This is a genomic window from Geobacillus sp. E263, from assembly GCF_007197795.1.
Lineage (GTDB): Bacteria > Bacillota > Bacilli > Bacillales > Anoxybacillaceae > Parageobacillus_B > Parageobacillus_B toebii.
This window is the reverse complement of record NZ_CP041632.1, coordinates 1819782-1843973: the sequence shown is the minus strand read 5'-3', so window position 1 is coordinate 1843973 and position 24192 is coordinate 1819782. Positions and strand designations below refer to the sequence as shown.

Annotated in this window: 20 protein-coding genes, 1 tRNA gene, 2 pseudogenes and 1 riboswitch; of the genes and pseudogenes, 20 read left to right on the top strand and 3 right to left on the bottom strand. The window is 45.6% G+C overall.

Annotation, left to right across the window (positions count from 1 at the left end):
- Window positions 1-6 precede the first annotated feature (6 nt).
- Window positions 7-1479 carry a nitrate reductase subunit beta gene (gene narH, locus FNL97_RS09620; RefSeq protein ID WP_143415668.1) on the bottom strand — a complete coding sequence of 491 codons (1473 nt, stop codon included), beginning with the start codon at window positions 1477-1479 and terminating at the stop codon, window positions 7-9.
- Window positions 1469-5152: a nitrate reductase subunit alpha gene (locus tag FNL97_RS09615; RefSeq protein WP_143415666.1), complete on the bottom strand. Its 3684-nt coding sequence runs from the start codon at window positions 5150-5152 to the stop codon at window positions 1469-1471. Before FNL97_RS09615 ends, narH begins: the two co-directional genes overlap by 11 nt.
- Window positions 5153-5345: 193 nt before the next feature.
- On the opposite strand from FNL97_RS09615, the gene FNL97_RS09610 reads away from it, so the two are divergent.
- From FNL97_RS09610 to FNL97_RS09575, 9 genes and pseudogenes are all read left to right on the top strand, one after another.
- Window positions 5346-5852, top strand: coding sequence for a metal-dependent hydrolase (locus FNL97_RS09610; RefSeq protein ID WP_143415664.1), 507 nt, complete (start codon window positions 5346-5348; stop codon window positions 5850-5852).
- Between the two features lie 92 nt (window positions 5853-5944).
- Window positions 5945-6493, top strand: a pseudogene (locus FNL97_RS09605) (alpha/beta hydrolase); the annotation flags it as partial.
- A gap of 127 nt (window positions 6494-6620) precedes the next feature.
- Window positions 6621-7703: an RNA-guided endonuclease InsQ/TnpB family protein gene (locus FNL97_RS09600; protein WP_143415660.1), complete on the top strand. Its 1083-nt coding sequence runs from the start codon at window positions 6621-6623 to the stop codon at window positions 7701-7703.
- Between the two features lie 5 nt (window positions 7704-7708).
- Window positions 7709-8404, top strand: a complete 696-nt coding sequence (locus tag FNL97_RS18460) for a tetratricopeptide repeat protein (RefSeq protein WP_286173350.1) — start codon at window positions 7709-7711, stop codon at window positions 8402-8404.
- Window positions 8379-9002 (top strand): tetratricopeptide repeat protein, encoded by a 624-nt coding sequence (locus tag FNL97_RS18455; RefSeq protein ID WP_286173349.1) that lies wholly within the window; start codon window positions 8379-8381, stop codon window positions 9000-9002. Before FNL97_RS18460 ends, FNL97_RS18455 begins: the two co-directional genes overlap by 26 nt.
- A gap of 120 nt (window positions 9003-9122) precedes the next feature.
- The gene (locus FNL97_RS09590; protein ID WP_062678042.1) at window positions 9123-9401 is read left to right on the top strand and encodes a hypothetical protein; all 279 of its coding nucleotides are present in this window, start codon (window positions 9123-9125) and stop codon (window positions 9399-9401) included.
- A gap of 22 nt (window positions 9402-9423) precedes the next feature.
- Complete coding sequence (gene yidC / locus FNL97_RS09585) at window positions 9424-10173, top strand: membrane protein insertase YidC (protein ID WP_081188717.1); 750 nt, start codon at window positions 9424-9426, stop codon at window positions 10171-10173.
- 918 nt (window positions 10174-11091) lie between these two features.
- Window positions 11092-11643 carry a cysteine hydrolase family protein gene (locus tag FNL97_RS09580; RefSeq protein ID WP_062678424.1) on the top strand — a complete coding sequence of 184 codons (552 nt, stop codon included), beginning with the start codon at window positions 11092-11094 and terminating at the stop codon, window positions 11641-11643.
- A 58-nt stretch (window positions 11644-11701) separates the two neighbouring features.
- Complete coding sequence (locus tag FNL97_RS09575; RefSeq protein ID WP_143415658.1) at window positions 11702-13177, top strand: nicotinate phosphoribosyltransferase; 1476 nt, start codon at window positions 11702-11704, stop codon at window positions 13175-13177.
- A 298-nt stretch (window positions 13178-13475) separates the two neighbouring features.
- Here the strand turns inward: FNL97_RS09575 and pepF are convergent, their stop codons facing one another.
- Window positions 13476-15347 carry an oligoendopeptidase F gene (gene pepF / locus FNL97_RS09570; protein ID WP_143415656.1) on the bottom strand — a complete coding sequence of 624 codons (1872 nt, stop codon included), beginning with the start codon at window positions 15345-15347 and terminating at the stop codon, window positions 13476-13478.
- A gap of 135 nt (window positions 15348-15482) precedes the next feature.
- Between pepF and FNL97_RS09565 the strand changes: the two are divergent.
- The 11 genes and pseudogenes from FNL97_RS09565 to FNL97_RS09515 all read left to right on the top strand — a co-directional run.
- Window positions 15483-15635, top strand: a pseudogene (locus FNL97_RS09565) (aldo/keto reductase); the annotation flags it as partial.
- 112 nt (window positions 15636-15747) lie between these two features.
- A complete protein-coding gene (locus FNL97_RS09560; RefSeq protein WP_143415654.1) occupies window positions 15748-17904 on the top strand; it encodes a DNA topoisomerase III in 2157 nt (718 codons plus the stop codon).
- A 159-nt stretch (window positions 17905-18063) separates the two neighbouring features.
- Entirely contained in the window at window positions 18064-18525 is a 462-nt protein-coding gene (locus FNL97_RS09555; protein ID WP_062678420.1) for a helix-turn-helix transcriptional regulator, read from the top strand.
- A 284-nt stretch (window positions 18526-18809) separates the two neighbouring features.
- A complete protein-coding gene (locus FNL97_RS09550) occupies window positions 18810-19892 on the top strand; it encodes an RNA-guided endonuclease InsQ/TnpB family protein (protein WP_012748984.1) in 1083 nt (360 codons plus the stop codon).
- Between the two features lie 216 nt (window positions 19893-20108).
- Window positions 20109-20180, top strand: a tRNA-Gln gene (locus FNL97_RS09545).
- A gap of 102 nt (window positions 20181-20282) precedes the next feature.
- Window positions 20283-20768 carry a ribonuclease E activity regulator RraA gene (gene rraA / locus FNL97_RS09540; protein ID WP_015863800.1) on the top strand — a complete coding sequence of 162 codons (486 nt, stop codon included), beginning with the start codon at window positions 20283-20285 and terminating at the stop codon, window positions 20766-20768.
- Window positions 20769-20829: 61 nt separating this feature from the next.
- Window positions 20830-21021, top strand: a riboswitch (cobalamin riboswitch).
- Window positions 21022-21146: 125 nt separating this feature from the next.
- Window positions 21147-21545 (top strand): (2Fe-2S) ferredoxin domain-containing protein, encoded by a 399-nt coding sequence (locus FNL97_RS09535; protein WP_015863801.1) that lies wholly within the window; start codon window positions 21147-21149, stop codon window positions 21543-21545.
- Window positions 21542-22282: an energy-coupling factor ABC transporter permease gene (locus tag FNL97_RS09530; RefSeq protein WP_081188708.1), complete on the top strand. Its 741-nt coding sequence runs from the start codon at window positions 21542-21544 to the stop codon at window positions 22280-22282. The genes FNL97_RS09535 and FNL97_RS09530 overlap by 4 nt, the downstream gene beginning before the upstream one ends.
- A gap of 1 nt (window position 22283) precedes the next feature.
- A complete protein-coding gene (locus tag FNL97_RS09525) occupies window positions 22284-22568 on the top strand; it encodes an energy-coupling factor ABC transporter substrate-binding protein (RefSeq protein WP_015863803.1) in 285 nt (94 codons plus the stop codon).
- Window positions 22565-23281, top strand: coding sequence for a cobalt ECF transporter T component CbiQ (cbiQ, locus tag FNL97_RS09520; RefSeq protein WP_143415652.1), 717 nt, complete (start codon window positions 22565-22567; stop codon window positions 23279-23281). The genes FNL97_RS09525 and cbiQ overlap by 4 nt, the downstream gene beginning before the upstream one ends.
- Before the next feature lie 17 nt (window positions 23282-23298).
- Window positions 23299-24144 carry an energy-coupling factor ABC transporter ATP-binding protein gene (locus FNL97_RS09515; RefSeq protein ID WP_143415650.1) on the top strand — a complete coding sequence of 282 codons (846 nt, stop codon included), beginning with the start codon at window positions 23299-23301 and terminating at the stop codon, window positions 24142-24144.
- Window positions 24145-24192: the final 48 nt, after the last annotated feature.

Below are 24192 nucleotides of genomic sequence, written 5' to 3'. Positions count from 1 at the left end.
CTCGTATTAAGAGAGCGTGCCGCAAGCACCTGGACCGCCGGCAAATGATAAACCGCAGCTTCCTTGTTCCGCGTATAATTCGGCGACTTCTTCGCGATGGGATGCCGGAATCACGAAGCGGTCTTTATATTTGGCGATCGCTAATAAACGGTACATGTCTTCGATATCTTGTTCGCTTAAATCGAGCTCTTCTATCATGCTGATATCGGGTTGTTTGTTTGTTTGACGCGCGCGCATATAGGAACGCATCGCCGCCATTTTTTTCAACGTAATACGGATGTGTGTTTCATCTCCAGCTGTTAATAAATTTGCTAAATATTGAATTGGGATGCGCATTTCATCAATCGCTGGGAAAATGTCTTCCGCGTTTGCTTTGCTTCCTTTTCCTTCAAACATGTTCATAATCGGGCTAAGCGGCGGGATATACCATACCATTGGCAATGTGCGATATTCTGGATGAAGCGGAAGAGCGATTTTCCAGTCAACAATCATTTTATAAATCGGCGAACGTTGCGCTGCTTCAATCCATTCTTCTGGGATCCCTTCTTCTCTCGCTTTCGCGATGACTTCTGGATCGTGTGGATCTAAGAAAATTTCAAGCTGTGAATGATATAATGCTTTTTCGTCTTCCACGCTTGCAGCTTCTTTTACTTTGTCTGCATCATAAAGCATCACGCCGATATAACGAATACGGCCGACGCACGTTTCCGCGCAAATCGTCGGCATGCCCGCTTCAATCCGCGGGAAGCAAAGCGTACATTTTTCCGCTTTATTCGTTTGCCAGTTAAAATATACTTTTTTATACGGGCAGCTTGTTACGCAGTAACGCCATGCGCGGCATGCGTTTTGGTCGACGAGAACGATGCCGTCTTCATCGCGTTTGTACATTGCTCCCGATGGGCAGCTTGATACGCAAGGCGGATTGATGCAATGTTCGCAAATGCGCGGTAAATACATCATAAATACATGTTCAAATTCCGCTTGGATCGCTTGTTCCATTTTGACAACGTTCGGATCTTTTAGTCCGGTAATGTGAGCACCGGCAAGATCGTCTTCCCAGTTTGGCCCCCAAGATAGTTCCATGAACTCGCCGGTGATCGCCGATTTCGGGCGAGCGACCGGCTGATGGCGTTTTTCGGGGCTAGTGGTCAATGTTTCGTAATCATAATTCCATGGTTCATAATAGTCATCAATCGTTGGTTGATACGGATTATAAAACAAGTTGAGAAGGCGCGTTGTTTTTGAGCCGGATTTCAGCTGGAGCTCCCCGTTTTTGAGCTCCCAGCCGCCTTTATATTTGTCTTGATCTTCCCACTGTTTCGGATAACCGATCCCTGGTTTTGTTTCGACGTTGTTGAAATACATATATTCTGCACCGGGACGGTTTGTCCACGTATTTTTGCAAGTGACGCTGCACGTATGGCAGCCGATGCATTTATCTAAATTCATGACCATGCCGACTTGCGCTTTAATCTTCAAGCCAATCGACCTCCTCTAATTTGCGAATAATGACATACAAGTCGCGTTGGTTTCCAGTTGGACCGTAATAGTTAAATCCGTAGCTTAATTGCGCATATCCGCCGATCATATGGGTCGGCTTCATATGAATGCGTGTCGGGCTGTTGTGCGTGCCTCCGCGGTTGTTTGTCAGTTTCGTACCAGGAACGTTAATGTGTCGGTCCTGGGCGTGGTGCATAAATGCCATGCCGCGCGGCAAACGGTGAGAAACAACAGCGCGTGCGACAACGACGCCGTTGCGGTTGAAGCATTCAATCCAGTCGTTATCGCGAATGCCGGCTTCTTCGGCATCATCTTTGTTGATCCAGACGGTCGGACCGCCGCGGAACAGTGTGAGCATTGGCAGCGCATCAAAGTACATGCTGTGAATCGACCATTTGTTATGCGGTGTTAAATAGTTTAAAATAATTTCTTTTCCTTTGATGTCCGGACGGTTTTTCGAAAATGGGCGATGCTGCAAGGTTGGTTTAAACGTTGCCATTGCTTCGCCAAATTCATGCATTAATTCGTGATCCAAGTAATACGACTGCCGTCCTGTCAATGTCCGCCAAGGAATGAGCCGTTCTACGTTCGTTGTAAACGGAGAATAACGTCTTCCGCCTTTTTCCGATCCGCTAAACGCCGGTGAAGTGATGACTGTTTTTGGCTGTGCGGTAATTTGCTCGAACGTAAAGCATTCTTCTTCACGTTCTTTCGCTAAATCTACAAGCGATAGATTTGTCTTTTTCTCGAGCGCTTCCCACGCTTTGACGGCGACTTTTCCGTTTGTTGTCGATGATAGCGCGAGGATCGCTTCCGCCGCGTTTTTCGCATCGCTAATGTCTGGGCACCCGCCGGCAATCGTTGAATGTTTAACTGTTCCTAACGTTTTTTTCAATTTTTCATATTCTTCTTTTGCCGACCATGTAATGCCTTTTGTTCCAAACGGAAGATTGGCTACATTTGGTCCAAGCGCAGTCATTTTATCAAACAGCTGTGTATAGTCGCGCTCGACAACGTGAATGTTCGGCATCGTTTTTCCTGGGATTGGTTCGCACTCGCCTTTGCTCCAGTCGCGTATTTTGCCGAACGGCTGCGCCAATTCCTGCGCCGTGTCATGAAGAAGAGGAGTCGCCACCACTTCTTTGACCGGCTTCATGCCGATTTGTTTGGCCACTTCAGAAACGGCTTTCGCTAGCGATTTGAAAATATCCCAGTCTGACCGCGCTTCCCATGGCGCAGAAATAGCCGGATTAAACGGATGAACAAATGGATGCATATCTGTGCTGCTTAAATCATGTTTTTCATACCATGTCGCAGCGGGAAGAACGACATCGGAATATAGCGCTGTTCCCGCCATGCGAAAATCTAAGTTGATTAATAAATCGAGTTTTCCTTCCGGTGCCTCGTCGCGCCATGTGATTTCTTGCGGACGCAGGCTGTCTTCATCGTCGTTCAACAAGCCATGTGTCGTGCCAAGCAAATGTTTTAAGAAATACTCATGGCCTTTACCTGAGCTGGAAATTAAGTTTGCGCGCCAAACGATTAAATTTCTCGGGAAGTTGGCTTCATGATCCGGGTCTTCAATGGCAAAACGCAATGTTTTTTCTTTTAATTGCTTGGCGACATATTGTGCGATTTGTTCCGGTGTCGATGCACCAGAGGCAACGGCTTCTTCATACAAGTCAATGCCGTTTTTGTTAAATGTCGGATAGGAAGGAAGCCAGCCAAGACGCACTGCAAGAACGTTATAATCAGCATAATGTGAATAACGTGCTTTTTTCACAAGCGGAGAAACAAGTTCATCGACTGGCATTTCTTCGTAGCGCCATTGGTCAGTCGCAAAGTAGAAGAACGATGTACCATTTTGCAATTTTGGCGGCATCGTCCAGTCGCGTGCCATCGCGATCGTTTGCCATCCTTCCGTCGGACGCAGTTTTTCTTGTCCAACGTAGTGCGCCCATCCGCCGCCGTTGACTCCTTGCGCGCCGACAAACAAGACGAGGTTTAATACGGCGCGGTAGATGGCATCTGAGTTGAACCAATGGTTAATGCCAGCGCCGACAATAATCATCGAGCGGCCATTGGTATCAATTGCATTTTGCGCAAACTCGCGCGCGATTTTAATCGCTAGCTCGCGTTTGACGCCGGTAATCGTTTCTTGCCATGCTGGCGTGAATGGAACAAGATCATTGTACGTACGGGCGACGTTTCCACCAATCCCGCGGTCGACGCCGTAATTAGCAAGGATAAGATCATAGACGGTCGTTACGTATGTTTCGCCGCCTTCGGTAAGAATTTTTTTCGCCGGGACAACGCGTTCGATCGTTTCTCTTCCTTCATTAGAGAAGTATGGAATATGAATCGTGATCAGTTCGTCTTCGATGCCTAAAAACGATAGGCGCGGCTCGATCGGTTTTTCTGTTCCTTCATCGACCATGTGTAAATTCCATTTTCCTTTGTCATCCCACCGCGAGCCGATCGTTCCATTTGGAATCGCAAACGATTTTGTGTTTTCGTCAAAGACAGCCGGTTTCCACTCGGCATTTGTAACGTTTCTGCCGATATCCTTTGCGTGCAAAAAGCGACCCGCTACCCATCTGTCTCCATCTTTTTGCAATGTCACGACGAATGGAAAGTCGGTATACGTTTTTGCATATTGTTGGAAATAAGGAATTTGCTTTTCAACGTAAAATTCTTTTAAAATAACATGACCCATGGCCATGGCGAGCGCGCCATCTGTTCCTGGTTTCACGCTGAGCCAATCATCGGCAAACTTTGTCGATTCGGCATAGTCTGGGCTGATTGACACGACTTTTGTACCGCGGTAGCGAACTTCCGCTAAAAAGTGGGCGTCTGGCGTCCGGGTGAGCGGTACATTGGACCCCCATGTAATAATGTAGCCGGAGTTATACCAGTCACTCGATTCCGGAACGTCGGTTTGGTCGCCCCAAATTTGCGGCGATGCAGGCGGCAGGTCCGCATACCAGTCGTAAAAGCTAAGCATCGGTCCGCCTATCAGCTGCATAAAGCGTGAACCGGCCGCATGGCTGACCATCGACATCGCTGGAATTGGCGAAAAACCAACATTGCGGTCCGGACCGTATTTGATGACAGTATATAATAGTGATGTAGCGACAAGCGTTAACGCTTCATCCCAGCTGACGCGGACAAATCCGCCCTTTCCGCGCGCTTGTTTATACCGTTTTGCTTTTTCCGGATTTTCGACGATGCTTTTCCAAGCGTCAAGCGGATTTTTATGTTCTTGTAGCGCTTCCCGCCACATATCCATCAACACGCCGCGCACGTATGGATATTTCACGCGGAGCGGGCTGTAAATGTACCAAGAAAAACTTGCGCCGCGAGGACAACCGCGTGGTTCAAAATCAGGCATATCCGGTCCGGTTGACGGATAATCAATTTGTTGTCCTTCCCATGTGACGATTCCGTCTTTTACGTAAATGTTCCAGCTGCATGAGCCAGTGCAGTTGACTCCATGGGTGGAACGGACGACTTTATCATGCTGCCAACGGCGGCGGTAAACATTTTCCCAATCGCGGTCGCCGTAGGTCACCTCACTATGGTCATTAGCATATCGTTCGATCGGTTTCATATATTTGAAACGATTCAATAACGGAGATCGTTTTCGTTTCATTGTGCTTCACTCCTTCAACAATGTTTGTAATCTTACTATAGCCATATTGAAAATAAAGAGATGTTAACTTCGTCACACTTGCCGTGATTGTCACAAATCTGTCAAATCGTGATGAAAAAACGAACAAATATTCCTTTGATGTGTTATAATGTAGGAGCTAAGGAAAAAATTTTTTTACATACAGGAGGTTACATTGCGGTATCATAGTCACATTGTTACGTCATTACTATTAGGAGCAACGGTCGCGGCACAGACGCCGCTTTCGTTTACCGCAAGTTATACGGCAGGTGTCGTGATCGGCAGCTTGCTTCCGGACATTGACGAGCCGAAATCGTATGTCGGCCGGCGCTCGTTTGGTATGTCAAATAAAGTGAAGGAAGCGTTTGGCCATCGCGGCATGACCCATTCGCTTCTTGTATGGGGAATGATTGCCCTTGTCGTGACGTGGGAATCTTCTTCGTTATTTGCGACTGGTTTTGTACTCGGATATTTGTTTCACATTATTGAAGACTTTTTGTCTGTTCAAGGTGTGCCGCTATTTTGGCCGCTGCAGGCAAAGCGCTATAAAATTCCGCTCTATCGAACAGGAAATATAGTGGAAATGATGATTTTTTACGCGGCGTTTGCCTTGCTTGTTTATATAGGGACGAAAGAAAATTTGTTTTATGAATGGTGGAAATCATTCGGATCGTTCATGTGATCGTTCATAAAAATTGTTCATAAAAAAGGAAAAAACACGTCAGCAGCGAATTGATGAAATGGATACATTTTGCGCATTTGGGGGGAGAGGAGATGAAAGAAAAATATCCTGTATTAAAAGGGGCAGAACCGTTTTATTTTGAAGGGAACAATATAGGAATATTAGTTTCCCATGGTTTTACTGGTACAACGCAAAGCATGCGCCCGTTAGGCGAGGCGTACGCAAAGGCGGGGTATACCGTTTGCGGCCCGCGGTTGAAAGGGCACGGAACGCATTATGAGGACATGGAACAAACGACATATGAAGATTGGATTCGATCGGTCGAGAGCGGATATGAGTGGTTAAAAGAACGTTGCGACACCATTTTTGTGACAGGTTTGTCGATGGGCGGGACCTTGACCCTATATATGGCGGAAACATATCCGGAAATAAAAGGAATTGTCCCGATTAATGCGGCGATTGACATTCCAACGATGGCCAGCGCAACAAATTTAGAAGACTTGCCTAGGTATCTGGATGCGATCGGCTCAGATATCAAAAATCCAGACGTGAAAGAATTAGCATACGAGAAAACCCCTGTCGCCTCCATTCGACAAATTGTCATGCTCATGGAAAAGGTGAGGGCCGACCTTCATAAAATCACGAGAACATCCGCTGGAAGCCCACTGCTTTAGCTGTGGAAGGAAGGCGGGGTTTATATTTTCAGTATATACTGAATTTTTCGTTCAATATAAGTACACTGGATTTAGAAAGGTAGGTGAATCAAGAATGCTCTGCACTCTCAAGATTAAATTAATGCCAACTCTTGAACAGTTTCATGCGCTGCTGGAAACAATGAAACGGTTTAACCAAGCATGCAACTATATTAGCGAGATTGCTTTTCGCTCCAGAACCTTTTCCAAAACGAAAATCCAGCGGCTTTGCTACTATGACGTCAGGGAAAAATTTGGCCTCTCTGCCCAAATGACCGTTCGTGCCATCGGCAAAGTGTCGGAAAGCTATCGTTTGGATAAAAAAACCTTGCATAACTTTAAAGAAACCGGTGCCATCGTGTATGATGAAAGAATCCTGTCCTTTAAAGGGTTAGAGTATGCTTCCATCCTTACCTTGCAAGGAAGAATGGAAATCCCTATGGTCATTAGCCGCTACCATCAAGGTTCGCTGTGCGGCAACCGTGTTCGGGGTCAAGCCGATTTAGTCCTTCAAAACGGTATTTTTTATTTACTGCTCGTGGTGGACGTTCCCGAAGGCCAGCCCAATTCCGAAAACGGATTTATCGGTGTGGACCTTGGCATCATTAATATCGCCGTCGATAGCACCGGTGAGGTATTTTCCGGCTCGAAGGTCAACGGGCTGCGCCGCCGCCATGCGAAACTTCGCGCCAAACTCCAAAAGAAAGGCACCAAGTCAGCGAAACGCCTGCTTAAAAAGCGTTCCAAGAAGGAAAAACTATTTGCCCGTGATGTGAACCACTGCATTAGCAAGAAGATTGTTGAAAAGGCAAAGGCACTCGGATGCGGCATTGCCCTTGAAGATTTAAAGGGCATCCGCCAACGCACCGAGAAAACGGTTAAAAAGCAACAGCGTCGTCAACACTCTTCTTGGTCTTTTTATCAGTTGAGAAAGTTTATTGAGTATAAAGCGGCGATCGCTGGCGTGCCGGTGGTATTGGTTCATCCCAAAAATACTTCCCGCACCTGTCCGGTTTGCGGACATGTGGCCAAAGAAAACAGACCGTCAAGGGATCAGTTTTGTTGTCGAGCTTGTGGGTACGCTGCCCCTGCCGACAACGTGGCTGCGGAAAACATCCGCAGGGCTGCTGTCAACCAGCCGAACGCGGCAGCCAATTAGGCTAGTTGCAAGCCCACGGCTTTAGCCGTTGGGTAGTTGACGTCCATGTAGAGAATGCCGTACGACTGTTTGACGATCCAACCTTGCTAATAGAGACGATAGAAGCCGCACGTGCGCAAGCAGGCGATATTTGGTATTATGACAGCCTTGGCTATGTATACGGAATGCTCGGTGAGCTCAACAAAGAAAAAGAAGCAGTTGAACAAGCGCTTCGCATCGATTCCGATCATGCGGAGTTGCTGCACCATTATGCGAAAGTATTAATAAAGGAAGGAAAGATAAATGAAGCCATAGCCATTATCGAACGGCTCATCGAACAAGATGTCCGCAATGAAGAACTATATGACACGTATATTCAAGCATTTTTGCATACTATCAAAGGATTCGTACAGATTGCCGAGCGCTTGCGTAAATGGAAGCTGGAAAACAACGATAAAAGTTTGGTGTACATGTATGTCGCTTCTTCTCTTTCCTCGTATGTCATGAGCGCACAGCGTCAGGAAGAGGAAGGTTCGCTCGCGAAACGAATATGGACGCGGGCAAAAGCATGGACGAAACAGTTTTTCTCGGCTGCTTCCGTCATCGATTTATATGAAACAGCGATTCGTCTAGACCGCGGCAATATGGAAGCGTATGAGCGCCTCGCTGAGTTTTACGAAGCGGGGGAGTTGTTCGATGATGCCGATGAAAACGCTTCGTAAAGCGTTAAAATACGAATGGAATGCGGAGGTCGCGCGAAAGCTTGTCATGCTGCTAGTCAATGCGGACAGCAGCAAGTTAAGAAAAGAAGCAAAAGAGTGGATCGAGCGGCTTTTGGAGGAGCAACCAAACGATTTGTCGATGCTGGAGTTAAAGGCGTTATTGCTTCTCGATGATGGGCAGGAAGAGAAAGCGGAGCGTATCTTTCTTTCATTAATCGAAACCGATCCGCTGCTATATCGCAGTATTTTGGCATTAGGAACACTGTATAATGACAAGCAGCGCTATGACGAAGCGATTCATGTGCTTGCGAACGGTCTTTGCCATCATCCGAACGATCCAGAGTTGATGAGTGAGTTGGCGCGGGCATATGATGAACGTGGACAAACAGAAAAGGCGCTTTCGGTAGTGGAAGAATGGCTTCGTTTCGATGAAGTGGATTTATCGGCACATTACCAACGGGCGTGTTATTTGGCCAAGCTCGGACGAATGCAAGAAGCGGAAGCCGAACTAGCGTATATCCTTGACGAAGATGAAACTGGTTATTTTTCTAAATTGGCAAAAGAAGAGAAATTATTTGCATCCTTCATGCGGCCATAAATCGAGAAAACGCCTTGTGAAAAGTTGGCATCACTTGAACAAATATTTTTCTTTTCTTTCTCGGTGGAATTTGCTATGGTTAGTACGAGAAAGTTTTCCCGATAGAAAAGAGGTGGGAGAGTGGAAGCACCCTTCGATTTGCTGACGTATGTGTCGCTTGTCAGCGCACTGCTTGTTGTGATGCGATGTTATATCACCGAATACCGGCAAACGAAAGCTTTTTTATATGACGTTACACTTGCACGTGCAGAGCGGGAAAAAGATCACGTATATTTTACGCGTGCTATGATCCCTCTCCGCCGAATTTTCACGCCGCAAAAGCAGAAAATTCCTGTACGGGAACATTCCTATCAATCCGATGAAGAAGGAAGGAGACCTCTTTTATTCTTCGCACATTGATGAAACAATAAGGAGGTCTCTTATGAAAAAATGGATTTTTACATTACTAGGAATGGTTGTTTTATTAAGCGGATGCAATCGCAACGCGCCGATTGACGAACATAGCCAAGGTATTTGGGATCATTATTTTGTTTACCCAATGTCGAAATTGCTTTTAATGCTTGGGCATCTATTTGGAGATAACTATGGGATTGCCATCATTGTGTTAACGTTAATCGTTCGTTTTTGTTTGTTGCCGCTGATCTTAAAGCAATATAAAACAACGATTGCGATGCAAAAGCTTCGTCCGGAATTGCAAAAACTCCAAGAGAAATATAAAGGCAATGATATCGAGACACAACGAAAACTCCAGCAGGAAATGATGCAGCTATATCAAAAACATGGCATTCATCCTGCGAGCGGCTGCTTGCCGGTGTTTATTCAAATGCCGATTTTTATGGCACTCTATTACGCAATTTCACGCACCCAAGAAATTAAGCTCCATTCGTTTTTATGGGTGCAACTCGGCCATCGCGATCCTTACTTCATTTTGCCGATTTTGGCAAGCCTCGCGACATTCATCTCGGTGCGGTTGTCGCCATCAATGACGGAACAACAAATGCCGCAAATGGCGATGATGTCATATATCATGCCGATTATGATTTTTATCGGGGCAAATTCCGTTCCGTCCGCACTATCTTTGTACTGGGTTGTCGGCGGCTGCTTCTCGATCATTCAATCATTGATTTTACGTACACAACTAAAAGCGGTCAAAGCCGCAGAAAATGGATAGACAAGATAAACAGCCCCGCCGCTTTCTATGTAAGGAAGGCGGCGGGTTTTTATTTGGTCTATCGCCTTACACGTATTGATGCTATCTATATATTATTACCTTTTCTTCTGTATTTTTCTATTTTTTGTTTAGGTTTTCTGATCATTCTCTTTACCGCCATCGTTCCCCGCATGAAAAAGCTTGTTCCATAAACAAGGCAATTTTCGAAGGAACTTTGACATGTTTACCGTAGCAGAATAATAGATAATAATGTTGACGAAAAGGAGGATATAGAAGAACAAATAAAGGTTTTAGGCAATGTTCTGAAAGTATTTTGGACACTTAGTTTGAAAGATCGATTCCCGGAACGGAATATAGTCGTGGAAGTGTTTGAAGAAGATGACGGAGAATTATTTATTACCGTATACGAAAAAAAGTGAGTGATAAACCTTAATTACCTTGATTGGCTACAAGCCTTTCAAGTTTTTTTATTTTAAGACTAATCGCTGTGCAAAATAAAGTGTGTTTATAAGAGGGTGTAAATTAGCATATTGTTTCGGGCCTACTTTTATTTCTGTCCATTCTCTGAAACAACGCTACGCATCCGTCGTCATATTGACATTGCACAGACACTCCTTTATGAAATGAGAGGGGAAATGGTCTGAACTTAGTGAAAGATAAACAAACTTCATCATAACAAAGCGATTTGTTCGAAAAAAAATCCCTAAACTCGTGAACTCAAGTCAGAAATATCGATTTTTCTAAGAATATTGATATATAATTGTACTTGTATTAGTTGCAAATTTAAATCACGTTTATTCGACACTAAGAATGATATACTGCTAAAGAAAGTGTCTCTGCGCCAACATATGCCGCGTCTCAGAGCATAATCTTGCGCATTATTCACACGTGAAAATTCGGATAATGGGGGAGCTGCGTATGAAAAAAGCATTGATAAACATCGATTATACGATTGATTTCATTGCCGATCACGGCGCGCTTACTTGCGGAAAGCCGGGGCAGCAAATCGAATCAGAGCTTGTGCGGATTACGAAAGAGTTTATCGAAAATGGCGATTATGTCGTATTTGCGGTTGATCTCCACAAAGCCGGCGACACGTATCATCCAGAAGCGAAACTGTTTCCGCCGCATAATATCGAAGGCACAGAAGGCCGGAAGTTATATGGAGAGTTGGAAGCGGTTTATCAGGCGAATAAGCATAAAGATAACGTATATTGGATGGATAAAACGAGATATAGCGCATTTGCGGGCACGGATTTAGAAATTAAACTGAGGGAACGAGGAATTACAGAAGTTCATTTGGTAGGCTGCTGCACCGACATATGCGTGCTTCATACAGCGGTCGACGCGTATAACAAAGGATTTCGCATCGTCGTACATAAAAAAGCGGTTGCGAGCTTCAATCCTGTCGGGCACGAATGGGCGCTCGATCACTTCAAACAATCGTTAGGCGCGGAAGTAGTGGAATAAAATAAGTGTTGGTGTTGGACAAGCGGATTAAAACTGACTAGTTTTTGGAGGTAATGCAATGCATCAAAAATATACAGATGATAGTTTTACTCTTCATACGGATTTGTATCAAATCAACATGGCAGAAACGTACTGGGAAGACGGTATTCATCAGCGCAAAGCCGTATTTGAAGTGTTTTTTCGAAAACTTCCTTTTGGAAACGGATACGCGGTGTTCGCGGGCTTAGAAAGGGTTATTCAATATTTGCAAAATTTCCGGTTTACAGAAAGCGATATTGACTATTTGCGCTCGGAATTAGGGTATCGGGACGATTTTTTGGAATATTTGAAAACCGTTCGTTTTACAGGCACGTTGCGCTCGATGAGAGAAGGGGAGCTAGTCTTTGGCAATGAACCGATTCTTCGCGTCGAAGCTCCATTAATTGAAGCGCAATTAATCGAAACAGCGATTTTAAACATTATCAACTTCCAAACATTAATTGCGACGAAAGCTTCCCGCATTAAACAAATTCTTGGCGATCAAATGGCGATGGAGTTCGGCAGCCGCCGGGCGCACGAAATGGACGCTGCACTGTGGGGAGCGCGCGCCGCTTACATTGGCGGTTTTGAAGCGACTTCCAATGTGCGTGCAGGAAAACTTTTCGGCATCCCGGTTGTTGGCACGCACGCTCATGCGTTGGTTCAGGCATATCAAGACGAATATGTCGCATTCCATAAATATGCGCGCCGCCATAAAGATTGCGTGTTTCTCGTAGATACGTATGACACATTAAAATCAGGCGTGCCAAATGCTATTAGAGTGGCCAAAGAACTAGGCGATCAAATTAATTTTATTGGCATACGCATCGATAGCGGCGATTTAGCGTATTTATCAAAAGAAGCACGAAAAATGTTAGATGAAGCCGGGTTTAAAGATGCGAAAATTTTTGCTTCGAGCGACTTAGATGAGGAAACGATTCTTAATTTAAAATCCCAAGGGGCGAAAATCGATGCATGGGGAATCGGCACGAAATTAATTACCGCTTACGATCAGCCAGCTTTAGGAGCTGTCTACAAATTAGTCGCTATTGAGGATGAAAACGGGAATATGGTCGATACAATTAAAATCAGCGGCAACCCGGAAAAGGTGACAACTCCTGGGTTGAAACGGGTGTACCGCATTATTAATAAAATCAACAAAAAAGCGGAAGGAGACTATATTGCGCTTGAAAGCGAAAATCCGCAAAAAGAGGAACGGCTGAAAATGTTCCATCCTGTTTATACATTTATTAGTAAATTTGTCACAAATTTTGAAGCGCAAGATTTGCATCATACCATTTTCCAAGATGGAAAACTCGTATATACTTCTCCTCCGCTAAAAGAAATTCAACAATTCACGAAAGAAAATTTAAAATTGCTTTGGGACGAATACAAGCGGACGATGAATCCCGAGCAATATCCCGTCGATTTAAGCCAAGCATGTTGGGATAACAAAATGGAGAAAATTCGGAAAGTGAAAGAGAAGATTGAAAAGATGGGAGATACGGAGCATTAATTTTCGATAGGCATGATGAAAGGTCACCGCAAGACTATACGCGGTGGCCTTTTTTCGGTTTATCTTTTTTGCCGAGAAGACCCTCACCTCTAAGCGAAGCGTAGGTAGGGGATGAATCGGTATTTTTTGTCTTTTTGGTAATCTTAATAGTTTGAGCAGCTATGGCCAAAGGAAACAAGGAGACGGCAGCTATGTTTTCCGCATTAAAGTAAAATAAATGTTGTTTGTCGATTGGATCAAAAAGCGCTGGCTCGAAAAGGCTTGGAAAGTAACCTTTTGGAGCCAGACTTATTTCCGGTTACAGTCTTCCTTGTTTTTTCAACAGCTGTTCCATTTCGCGGACGAGCGAATCGAAATAAGAAAGCAGGTTCTCGAGCGGCTTCGGTGATGTCATATCCACTCCCGCTTTTTGTAAAAGGCGGATCGGGTCGTCGGATGTTCCAGAGCGCAAAAACTGCAGATAGCGTTTAGTCGCCTCTCCGGTTTCATCCGCTTTCATTTGCTTGACAAGCTCAAAGGAAGCGGCGAGCGAGGTTGCGTATTTGTATACGTAAAACGCATCATAAAAATGCGGAATGCGCAGCCAGCCGCGCGCAGTTTCCGGATCGGCGGCGTAGGCAGGGCCGTAATATTTTTTCAACAGGCGAAGCCAAAGCTCGTTCAGTTCGGCTGCGGTTAAGCTCCCGCCTTGCCGCACTTTGTCATGAATCGCTTGTTCGAATTCGGAATACATTACTTGCGTATATAATGTGCCGCGAATTTGATCGATTTGCTGGTTGAGCAAATACAGCTTTTCTTCGTCCGTTTTTGCTTGCTTTAAGAAATAATCCATCATCAGCCATTCGTTGGCGGTGGAAGCGACTTCCGCGGTAAAAATCGATTGTCTAGAATAATGGTATGGCTGCGTTTTGTTTGTATAGACGGAATTCATCGCATGCCCGATTTCGTGGGCGGTCGTCAGCAAGCCATCGAGCGACCCGTCGTAGTTGAGCAAAATAAACGGATGGGTGTCGTACGCCCCCGTATTATAGCCGCCCGTATATTTTTTTGGGCGCGGATAGACGTCAATCCATCGCTGTTCGAAAGCGCGCCGCACGTTTTGGATGTAGTCGTCTCCGAGCGGTTTCAGCCCTTCAAGGATGAGCGATTGCGCCGTTTCGAACGGAAACTTCATTTTTTTCGCGATGGTCTCTTCAACGAGCGGCACAGACATATCGTAAGTGTGGACACGGTCGACGCCGAGCGCCTTTTTGCGCAGTTCGACATAGCGATGCAGTGACGGCAAGTGAGTATTGACGGTAGAAATGAGATTGGTAAACACTTGTTTTGGCACATCATCGGCCGATAGTGCCGCATCGAGCCCAGATTTGTATTTTCGCGCTTTCGCGTACAGTTCGTCCGCTTTCACAGATGCGTATAACGTGGCGGCGGATGTGTTTTCGATCGTTTCATAGCTTTGAAAACGCGTTTGAAACGCCCGCTTGCGATAGTTGCGATCCGGATGTTCAAGCGCTTTTGTATAGTTTTCATCCGTCAACGAAACCGTTTTTCCGTCCGGTGTGCGCACAGAAGGCGGGTCATAATCGCCGCGCGCGGCATTGTTATAAATGTTTTCCGGATCACTCATGATGGGAGAAAGCTTGGCGAGCAGCTGTTCCTCTCTTTTGGAAAGAGTATGCTTTTTCCGTTCGCGCAATTCTTCAAAATAATAGCGGTATGGCTTAAGCGGCTTGCTTTTTTGCAGCTTGGCAAGCGTCCGTTCGGAAAGCGACAGCAGTTCCGGCTCGATAAACGCCGTTTTTGCCGCATAGTCGGAAATCAGTGTTTCCACTTGCGCTTTTAGATGAGCGGCCGTCTTGTCTTCAATGTTAAGATCTTGTTTTAAGTGAGCATAAAGGGACAATTTTTCGAGCTTTCGTGCTATCCTTTCATTAAGGGCAAATAGTTTGGCGACGTTGGAAGCGCGTGCAAGCTTGCCTTCATAGGAGGACAGTTTCGGCAACGCATCGGCGACTGCTTGATAGTCGCGTTTGAAATTGGCTTCCGACACGTAAATGTCGGCTAGATTCCATTGGTATTTTGCATTGATTTTTGTTTCTTCCGCATCCGTTCGAAGCGGAATAAGCAGCAGTATGACAATCAACCATACATACGATCGTTTTTTCATCATCGGCCTCTTCCTTTCCTGTTTTTTCCGTTGTTACGTAGTATGCGCAAAAACGAAAAGATTACTCGATACAAGGAAAGGAGTGGCGGAAACGATGTGGAATGTATATGTGTACGATAAAGAAGAGGAGGGGACTTTGTGGAGAGAATACGTTTAGCAGAAGATTTAACCTTCTCCCGCATTATTCACGGATCATGGAGACTAGCGGAGTGGAATTATTCCAAAGAACAGATACTTGATCTTATTGAATTTTGCCTCGAACAAGGAATTACGACGTTTGACCATGCTGACGGTGCGCGCGCTTATGCTGCCGCTTCGCCGCGAGCAGTGGTTTGACATTTTGCAAAGCTCGATGGGACATGAAGTGCCGTAATCCACAACGAACAACAAGGAGTAATTCATCATGAAAGTGATTATCGCCGAAAAACCAGATCAAGGCGTCACATTGGCGTCGATTTTTCAGACGAAAAAACATCAAGGATATATTGAAATTTTTCCAAATGAATTGTTTCCGAAAGGAGCGTATATGACATGGGCGATCGGGCATCTTCTCCAGCTCGTTCCGCCCGAACGGTATCGTCCGGAATGGAAACAATGGAAGCTCGAGGCGCTGCCGATCATTCCGGAGCGTTTTCAATATGAGGTAGAAAAAGCGAAAGCAAAACAGTTTGCGATTGTGAAAGAACTGCTTCGCAAACCGGAAGTGACGGAAATTATCCATGCTGGTGACGCCGGAAGAGAAGGAGAACTGATCGTCCGCAATATTATTCAAATGAGCGGTGTGAAAAAGCCGATGAAGCGGCTTTGGCTTTCGTCGTTAACTCCAAAAGCGATTTACGAAGGATTCCGCCAGCTGTTAGATGAAGCCGAAACAAGAAATTTATATGAAGAAGCGTACGCGCGCGCCTGTGCCGATTGGCTTGTCGGGATGAACGCTTCTCGTGTTTACAGCATTTTGCTAAAGCAAAAAGGGATGAATGATGTCTTTTCTGTAGGAAGAGTGCAAACGCCGACACTCGCGTTCATCGTGAAACGGGAAAAGGAAATCGCGCAGTTTCGTCCCGAACCGTTTTGGGAAGTGGTGGCAACGTTTGCCGTTGATGGCAGGCAGTACGAAGGGAAATGGGTAAACGAAGAAGGAGAAACGCGGATCAAGGAGGAGCAGCTGGCGCAAAAAATCGCTCAGTTTTGCCGAAACAAGCCGATAGAAGTGAATGAAGTAAAAACGGAGCGAAAAACGTTTCTTCCGCCGTTGTTATTCAATTTGTCCTCTTTGCAGGCAACGGCGAATAAGGTGTATCAATTTTCACCGAAAAAGACGCTCGATATTTTGCAGAAATTGTATCAAAAAGGAATTGTGTCATATCCACGTTCCGATTCGAATTATGTGACAAAAGGCGAGGCGGAAACATTCCCGGACATTTTGCAAAAATTGCGGGCGTTTCCGGAGTACCAGCCGTTTTTTCCGCTTCCCAACGCGTCTATTTTACATAACAAACGATATGTAAACGAAAAAAAGGTGACCGACCACTATGCCATCATCCCGACGGAGCAAGTGGCCGATCCGGCGAAATTATCGGCGGATGAGCGGAAAATTTACGATTTGGTTGTGCGGCGTCTCATTGCCGCTCATTACGAAGCGGCGGTGTTTGACTATACGACCGTTATCACGCTTGTTGATGGGCGCGCCCGGTTTATTTCGAAAGGAAAGCAGCAAATCCAGGAAGGATGGCGGAAAGTCATCAGCCAGCGGGAAGAGGGCGAGGAAGCGATTCTTCCCTCGCTCCGTGAAGGCGAACAAGGCGATGTGCTGGACGTCCGTATAAAAGAAGGAAAGACCCAGCCGCCAAAGCGGTATACGGAAGGTCAGCTGATTACGCTGATGAAAACGGCAGGGAAATTTTTAGATAACGAAGAATTGGAAAAAGTGCTTGCCAAAACGGAAGGTCTTGGCACGGAAGCGACGCGCGCCGCCATCATTACGACGCTGAAAGAGCGAAATTATATCGAAGTAAAGAAAAATCAAGTATATGCGACCGATAAAGCGAAAGTGCTCATCGAAGCGATTGGCGAAAAAATTTTAGCCTCTCCGGAAATGACGGCGAAATGGGAGCAGCGTCTAAGCGAAATCGGCGAAGGGAAGGCGTCAGCGGCCCATTTTATGGAGCAAGTAAAAAAATTATCGAAAAAAATCGTCGAAGATGCGCTTGCCTCGTCGCAGCACTGGAACTTTGCCGGATTCGATACGGCATCAATTCAGCGCACCACATCGAAAGCGACGTTAGGAAAACCAGTCGGCACATGCAAATTATGCGGCGGAATGGTCATTGACAAAGGCGAGTTTTATGGCTGCGCCAATTATGCCAAGACGAAATGCTCATTTACGATTTCAAAAAGAATTCTTGGCAAAACGATTTCGCAAGCCAATGTAAAAAAGCTTTTGCAGCATGGGAAAACGAACGTCATCAAAGGGTTTAAAAAAGGAGAGAAAACGTTTGATGCAGCGTTAATGTGGGATGAAAAGGAGAAAAAAATAGTGTTTTCGTTTCCGAAAAAATAATCTCCTTTCTCATGTTGAGGGGGAGATTATTTTTTTCATCACTAGAAAATGGCAATTAGCATATTTACGAATAGATCTAAAAATTGTACGATTACACTTGTAAGGGAAATTTTTTTGAGTAACAGTAATTATATTACGTAAACAAAAGAAGGGATAACCATGGATAAACAAGAAGTAATCGATCTTCTCTCCAGCAAAATGAAGTTAATTCGTGTTGAAAAAGGATATACGCAAGATAAGATGGCGGAAGTGTTAGGGATTTCGAAAAAAACGCTCGTGCAAATTGAAAAAGGGCGGACGCAGGCGAACTGGACGCAAGTCGTCGCGTTATGCGCGCTTTTCCGTGATAGCGAAATTATCGAATCGGTGCTTGGCGATAGCCCGCTTGAAGTGATTGAAACGATCGCACATGAAGAAATTGATGCGCCAAAAGGAAAGACTCTCGGCGGAAAAGTATGGTGGAGAGAAATTAAGCGGATGGGTCCGTTTCGCCTTCAGCAAAATATTATCAGCAAGCATTACCGCATTTTAGATGTGCACAATGACCGCTGGTACAGTTCTTTCGATAAGGAGGAAGCGTTAAAGCGGCTCGAGGAACTCGCGAAAGGGGCTAATGCGTAACCACCTGCCCTTTTGATGCGACTAATATAAAAAAGGTGGTTTAATGAAACGATGCTGGTGTTGGGTTCTTGGCATTGCTGTCCTTTTTTGCCTGTATGGGGGAGCGCGGACGTATGCGTGTGACTGCGTCCCGCCACGTTTTCCGTTGGAAGAGTTCACGAGAACATCCGCTGGAAGCCCACTGCTTTAGCTGTGGGAGGAAGGCGGGGTTTATATTTTCAGTATATACTGAATTTTTTGTTCAATATAAGTACACTGGATTTAGAAAGGTAGGTGAATCAAGAATGCTCTGCACTCTCAAGATTAAATTAATGCCAACTCTTGAACAGTTTCATGCGCTGCTGGAAACAATGAAACGGTTTAACCAAGCATGCAACTATATTAGCGAGATTGCTTTTCGCTCCAGAACCTTTTCCAAAACGAAAATCCAGCGGCTTTGCTACTATGACGTCAGGGAAAAATTTGGCCTCTCTGCCCAAATGACCGTTCGTGCCATCGGCAAAGTGTCGGAAAGCTATCGTTTGGATAAAAAAACCTTGCATAACTTTAAAGAAACCGGTGCCATCGTGTATGATGAAAGAATCCTGTCCTTTAAAGGGTTAGAGTATGCTTCCATCCTTACCTTGCAAGGAAGAATGGAAATCCCTATGGTCATTAGCCGCTACCATCAAGATTTGCTGTGCGGCAACCGTGTTCGGGGTCAAGCCGATTTAGTCCTTCAAAACGGTATTTTTTATTTACTGCTCGTGGTGGACGTTCCCGAAGGCCAGCCCAATTCCGAAAACGGATTTATCGGTGTGGACCTTGGCATCATTAATATCGCCGTCGATAGCACCGGTGAGGTATTTTCCGGCTCGAAGGTCAACGGGCTGCGCCGCCGCCATGCGAAACTTCGCGCCAAACTCCAAAAGAAAGGCACCAAGTCAGCGAAACGCCTGCTTAAAAAGCGTTCCAAGAAGGAAAAACTATTTGCCCGTGATGTGAACCACTGCATTAGCAAGAAGATTGTTGAAAAGGCAAAGGCACTCGGATGCGGCATTGCCCTTGAAGATTTAAAGGGCATCCGCCAACGCACCGAGAAAACGGTTAAAAAGCAACAGCGTCGTCAACACTCTTCTTGGTCTTTTTATCAGTTGAGAAAGTTTATTGAGTATAAAGCGGCGATCGCTGGCGTGCCGGTGGTATTGGTTCATCCAAAAAATACTTCCCGCACCTGTCCGGTTTGCGGACATGTGGCCAAAGAAAACAGACCGTCAAGGGATCAGTTTTGTTGTCGAGCTTGTGGGTACGCTGCCCCTGCCGACAACGTGGCTGCGGAAAACATCCGCAGGGCTGCTGTCAACCAGCCGAACGCGGCAGCCAATTAGGCTAGTTGCAAGCCCACGGCTTTAGCCGTTGGGTAGTTGACATCAAGATAAATATATTATTTGAAAAAAGGATTTTGCCCATACTGAAATGAGTAAAAACGGAGAAGAAAAAGCGGATGAAAATTAGATGTTTTTATACATAGAGACAAAAACTTCTGGATATACTACAAATGTACAAATCATCTCATAAACAGTTTGGCAAGAACATGATAATATTGGGCTATAGCCAAGCGGTAAGGCAACGGACTTTGACTCCGTGATGCGCTGGTTCGAATCCAGCTAGCCCAGTCTCTAACAGGCAAGCAATGTCGCTTGTCTGTTTTTTTGTTGAAAAAGAAGGAGTTTTGACAAAGGATGTCAAATATAAGACATGGCAAGGAGGAGATTGTGATGAAAACAGCTGATTTATGCGATGAATTTTTAAGTGAATTGCAAGTATGCCAGCTGCCGATGCAATCTTACGGCGGCAAAGCGGAATTTTCCGGACCAATCGCGACGGTCGATGTATTTGAAGATAATGTGCTCGTTCGTGAGGCGCTCGAAACTGTTCCAGCGGGCACCGTATTGGTCGTAGACGGAAAAGGTTCGCGAAATTGCGCGCTGCTCGGAGACCGTCTTGCCCAGATCGCTTGCGAGCGCGGGCTTGCCGGGGTGATTATTCACGGATGCATTCGCGATTCCGCAGAAATCGCCAATATGCCGCTTGGGGTGATGGCGATTGGCACTTGCCCGGTGAAAAGCAAAAAAGAAGGAAAGGGAAAACGGGACGTTGCGCTCGAATTTGGCGGCGTTCGTTGGGAGCCAGGCGCCTATGTGTACGCTGATCAAGACGGGATTGTATTGGCGAAAACGGACTTATTGAAAAAAAGTGGTTGACGATATTTGAAAATTTGTACTACTATGAATAACAGAAATGTGTTCTTTGAAAAATCGACATTATATGCCAAACAAATAAGGTGCCTTTCTCATTAGAGAATAGGCTTAAAAGGGAAGTACGGTGAAAATCCGTCACGGTACCCGCCACTGTGATGGGGAGCTTTGTTGCATCATGTCACTGAAGGAAACTTCGGGAAGGCGCAATAAAGCGATGATCCTAAGTCAGGAGACCTGCCTTATTTGTTCGGACGGATACCTACGGGATTATAGGTAGACGTGCGGGAGAATGGTATACTTTTTTTGCTATATTTGTATGCATTTTTCTGCACCTCTGCGTATAGAGGTGCTTTTTATTTTGCAAAAAAGGAGAGACTCAACATGACAACATGGAACTTAATCGGAATGAAACATCATGTGCTGATTTGCAATGGAGGCAGCTGCATGCGTAAAGGGGGAGAAGAAGTAACGCTTGCCATCCGCGAAGAAATCGCGATGCTGGAGTTAGATGGCATTGTACATACGACGCGGACTCGCTGCAATGGCCGTTGCCAAGACGCGTGTGTAGTCATCGTTTACCCTGAAGGCGTATGGTACAACGGTGTGACGCCGGAAAAAGCAAGGGAGCTTGTGCGAAGGCATTTACGGGACGGGGAATGGTTGGAAGAAACGATAACGTACCGTTATGAAGAGAAGCAAGGATTGATGATGTCAAAACAATCAAACGCCCCTCTAGGAATCTCGAAATTATGTAAAGCAACGGGAGGAACGAAAGCATGAAAAAATGGAAAGTCGCCCTTTTCCTTTGCGGTTTAGTCGTCTATTTTACGTTTACCGGCAGCACATCGGCATTTGCGATGCATATTATGGAAGGATTTTTGCCAGTTGGATGGGTGATTTTTTGGTGGCTAGTGTTTTTGCCGTTTTTTATCATCGGTATGCGTTCACTAATTCGGATTACACGCGAGCATCCGGAACTAAAGCTGCTCATTGCGCTGTCGGGGGCATTTACGTTTGTGCTGTCCGCCTTAAAAATTCCATCCGTTACTGGGAGCAGCTCACATCCAACGGGGGTGGGGCTCGGTGCGGTGCTGTTTGGTCCATGGACGATGGTGGTGATGGGCAGCATCGTATTGCTGTTTCAAGCGTTATTGCTGGCACATGGTGGATTGACGACATTAGGGGCGAATGCCGTGTCCATGGCGGTCATTGGCCCGATTGTGGCGTACGGTATTTATCGTTTCGGGAAAAAGTGGAATATACCGAGGCGCTGGACGATTTTTTTCGCTGCATTTTTCTCTGATTTGGCCACATATGTTGTCACCTCATTGCAATTAGCGCTGGCGTTCCCGGATGCGACAGGCGGGGTTTTCGCTTCGTTTGCCAAATTTGCCGGCATTTTTGCTGTTACGCAAATACCACTGGCGATTACAGAAGGGCTGCTTACGGTCGTCGTTTGGAATTTCTTATCCACTTACAGCAGCCGCGAACTAAATCAGTTAGAGAGGGGAGTATGATATGAAGCGAAGTCTTTTTCTTCTAGCTATTGCTGTTTTACTGGTAGTAGCGCCGTTATTGTTCATTCATCACTCTGATTTTGGCGGCACGGATGGCCAGGCGGAAAAAATGATTCAGAAGCTCGCTCCTCATTATCAACCTTGGATGGAAACCATATTTGAGCCGCCAGGCGGAGAGGTGGAAACGTTGCTGTTTTCTGTGCAGGCGGCAATCGGCGCTGGAATTATTGGCTATATTATCGGCGTCTATAAAGGCCGGGCGAACCGAAAAGAGGAAGCAAAATGATCCGGCAGTTTGACACCATCGCTTACGATAACCGCCTGCGGACAATACGCCCCGAACAAAAAGTGATATTTGCGCTTCTGTTATTAATGATGGCCATCACAGAAAACTGGAAAACGCAAGTAATGATGACGATTTGGCTTGCCATTTGGATTATCGGTTATGCGCGTGTTTCGTGGAAGGTGTACGCCAAAGCCCTCGGAGTCGTGGCATTGTTTCTGATGATGAGTTTTCCAGCTTTGCTTGTTTCGATAGACAAATCTTTTCATGTTTCCATTGACCGTTCGCAAATTTTCATCGCAATGTCTTTGCTCTCTCGTTCGGTCGCGGCATGGTCTTGCTTATTTTTCCTCTTGGTGACTACCCCGTTTCCAGAGATATTGTATGTGCTCAAACGAATGAAAGTACCATCCATTATCATTGAGTTGTTGTTTTTTATGTATCGGTTTGTATTTGTTTTCGAGAAAGCAGCAGAAGAGCTATACGTAGCAATGAAAGCAAGAAATGGAGGAAGCCATTGGCGGCATGGCGGGATGTTGGTGTTCCAGCTTTTTCAGAAAATATGGCATTCCTATGAAGCGTTGCGCCTTGCTTTAGGGGCGCGCGGAGTTTCCAATGAAATTGTCTATGTTCATATGGAAACATACAACGAAAAAAACAAACGTTATCTGTGGGAAGCAGCCATCGGCATAAGTTTGCTTCTATGGCTTGGATGATAGGAGGGCGGCAGAAGATGCTGAAAATGGATGAAGTATATTATACGTATCCGAACGGACCATGTGTGCTAAAAGGATTAAGCCTTCATGTCCCCAGTGGAAAAAAATGCGCACTCATCGGTCATAACGGATGCGGCAAGACAACGTTATTTTTACATGCGAACGGGCTGTTGCGGCCCGACTCCGGCGACATCTATTGGAATGGAGAGAAGATGGATTATCGGCGTCAAACATTGCAAAAATGGCGGAAAGAGGTCGGCATCGTTTTTCAAAATCCGGAACACCAGCTTGTGGCGCCATTGGTACGTGATGAGCTGGCGTTTGGCCTGCACCATTTAGGAATGAAAAAACATGAGATGGACGAGCTCATTGAAAAAGCGCTGGACGAGTTTAGATTGCGTCCATGGTTGGACAAGCCTGTTCATCATTTAAGTCTTGGCCAAAAAAAATGGCTGACGCTTGCCGCCGTAATGGTGATGAACCCGAAATTATTAGTGCTCGATGAGCCGACGGCATATTTAGATCGCCTGCAAATCGAGAGGTTTGTCGAGAAGATCAACGATATTCATCGAGCCGGCACGACGGTTTTGATCGCTACTCATGATTTTGATTTTGTCTTAGAGTGGGCAGATATCGTGTTTGTCATGCATGACGGACAAATTGTCATGCAAGGATCGCCGCAAGACGTATTTGCTAGGCAGCATCAATTGCAAAAATGGCGTCTTGGTGTTCCGCTGCTTGCTTCTGTATGGAAAACGTTGTTTCCACACGAGACACGCATCCCGCGGAATGTGGAAGAAATGAAACAATGGATGAGAATGAATGAGCATACAAGCCTCTATATTAGTGAAAAAGTGATATAGTGTTCAAGTTTTTTCGACAAATGAGCCCAGTTAACATGGACAAGGAAG

Coding starts and splice junctions, on each gene's coding strand:
- FNL97_RS09615 (WP_143415666.1), bottom strand. CDS start 5,152: ATGAAACGAAAACGATCTCCGTTATTGAATCGTTTCAAATATATGAAA.
- FNL97_RS09600 (WP_143415660.1), top strand. CDS start 6,621: ATGCTCTGCACTCTCAAGATTAAATTAATGCCAACTCTTGAACAGTTT.
- FNL97_RS18455 (WP_286173349.1), top strand. CDS start 8,379: ATGATGCCGATGAAAACGCTTCGTAAAGCGTTAAAATACGAATGGAAT.
- yidC (WP_081188717.1), top strand. CDS start 9,424: ATGAAAAAATGGATTTTTACATTACTAGGAATGGTTGTTTTATTAAGC.
- FNL97_RS09580 (WP_062678424.1), top strand. CDS start 11,092: ATGAAAAAAGCATTGATAAACATCGATTATACGATTGATTTCATTGCC.
- FNL97_RS09575 (WP_143415658.1), top strand. CDS start 11,702: ATGCATCAAAAATATACAGATGATAGTTTTACTCTTCATACGGATTTG.
- pepF (WP_143415656.1), bottom strand. CDS start 15,347: ATGATGAAAAAACGATCGTATGTATGGTTGATTGTCATACTGCTGCTT.
- FNL97_RS09560 (WP_143415654.1), top strand. CDS start 15,748: ATGAAAGTGATTATCGCCGAAAAACCAGATCAAGGCGTCACATTGGCG.
- FNL97_RS09555 (WP_062678420.1), top strand. CDS start 18,064: ATGGATAAACAAGAAGTAATCGATCTTCTCTCCAGCAAAATGAAGTTA.
- FNL97_RS09550 (WP_012748984.1), top strand. CDS start 18,810: ATGCTCTGCACTCTCAAGATTAAATTAATGCCAACTCTTGAACAGTTT.
- rraA (WP_015863800.1), top strand. CDS start 20,283: ATGAAAACAGCTGATTTATGCGATGAATTTTTAAGTGAATTGCAAGTA.
- FNL97_RS09535 (WP_015863801.1), top strand. CDS start 21,147: ATGACAACATGGAACTTAATCGGAATGAAACATCATGTGCTGATTTGC.
- FNL97_RS09530 (WP_081188708.1), top strand. CDS start 21,542: ATGAAAAAATGGAAAGTCGCCCTTTTCCTTTGCGGTTTAGTCGTCTAT.
- FNL97_RS09525 (WP_015863803.1), top strand. CDS start 22,284: ATGAAGCGAAGTCTTTTTCTTCTAGCTATTGCTGTTTTACTGGTAGTA.
- cbiQ (WP_143415652.1), top strand. CDS start 22,565: ATGATCCGGCAGTTTGACACCATCGCTTACGATAACCGCCTGCGGACA.
- FNL97_RS09515 (WP_143415650.1), top strand. CDS start 23,299: ATGCTGAAAATGGATGAAGTATATTATACGTATCCGAACGGACCATGT.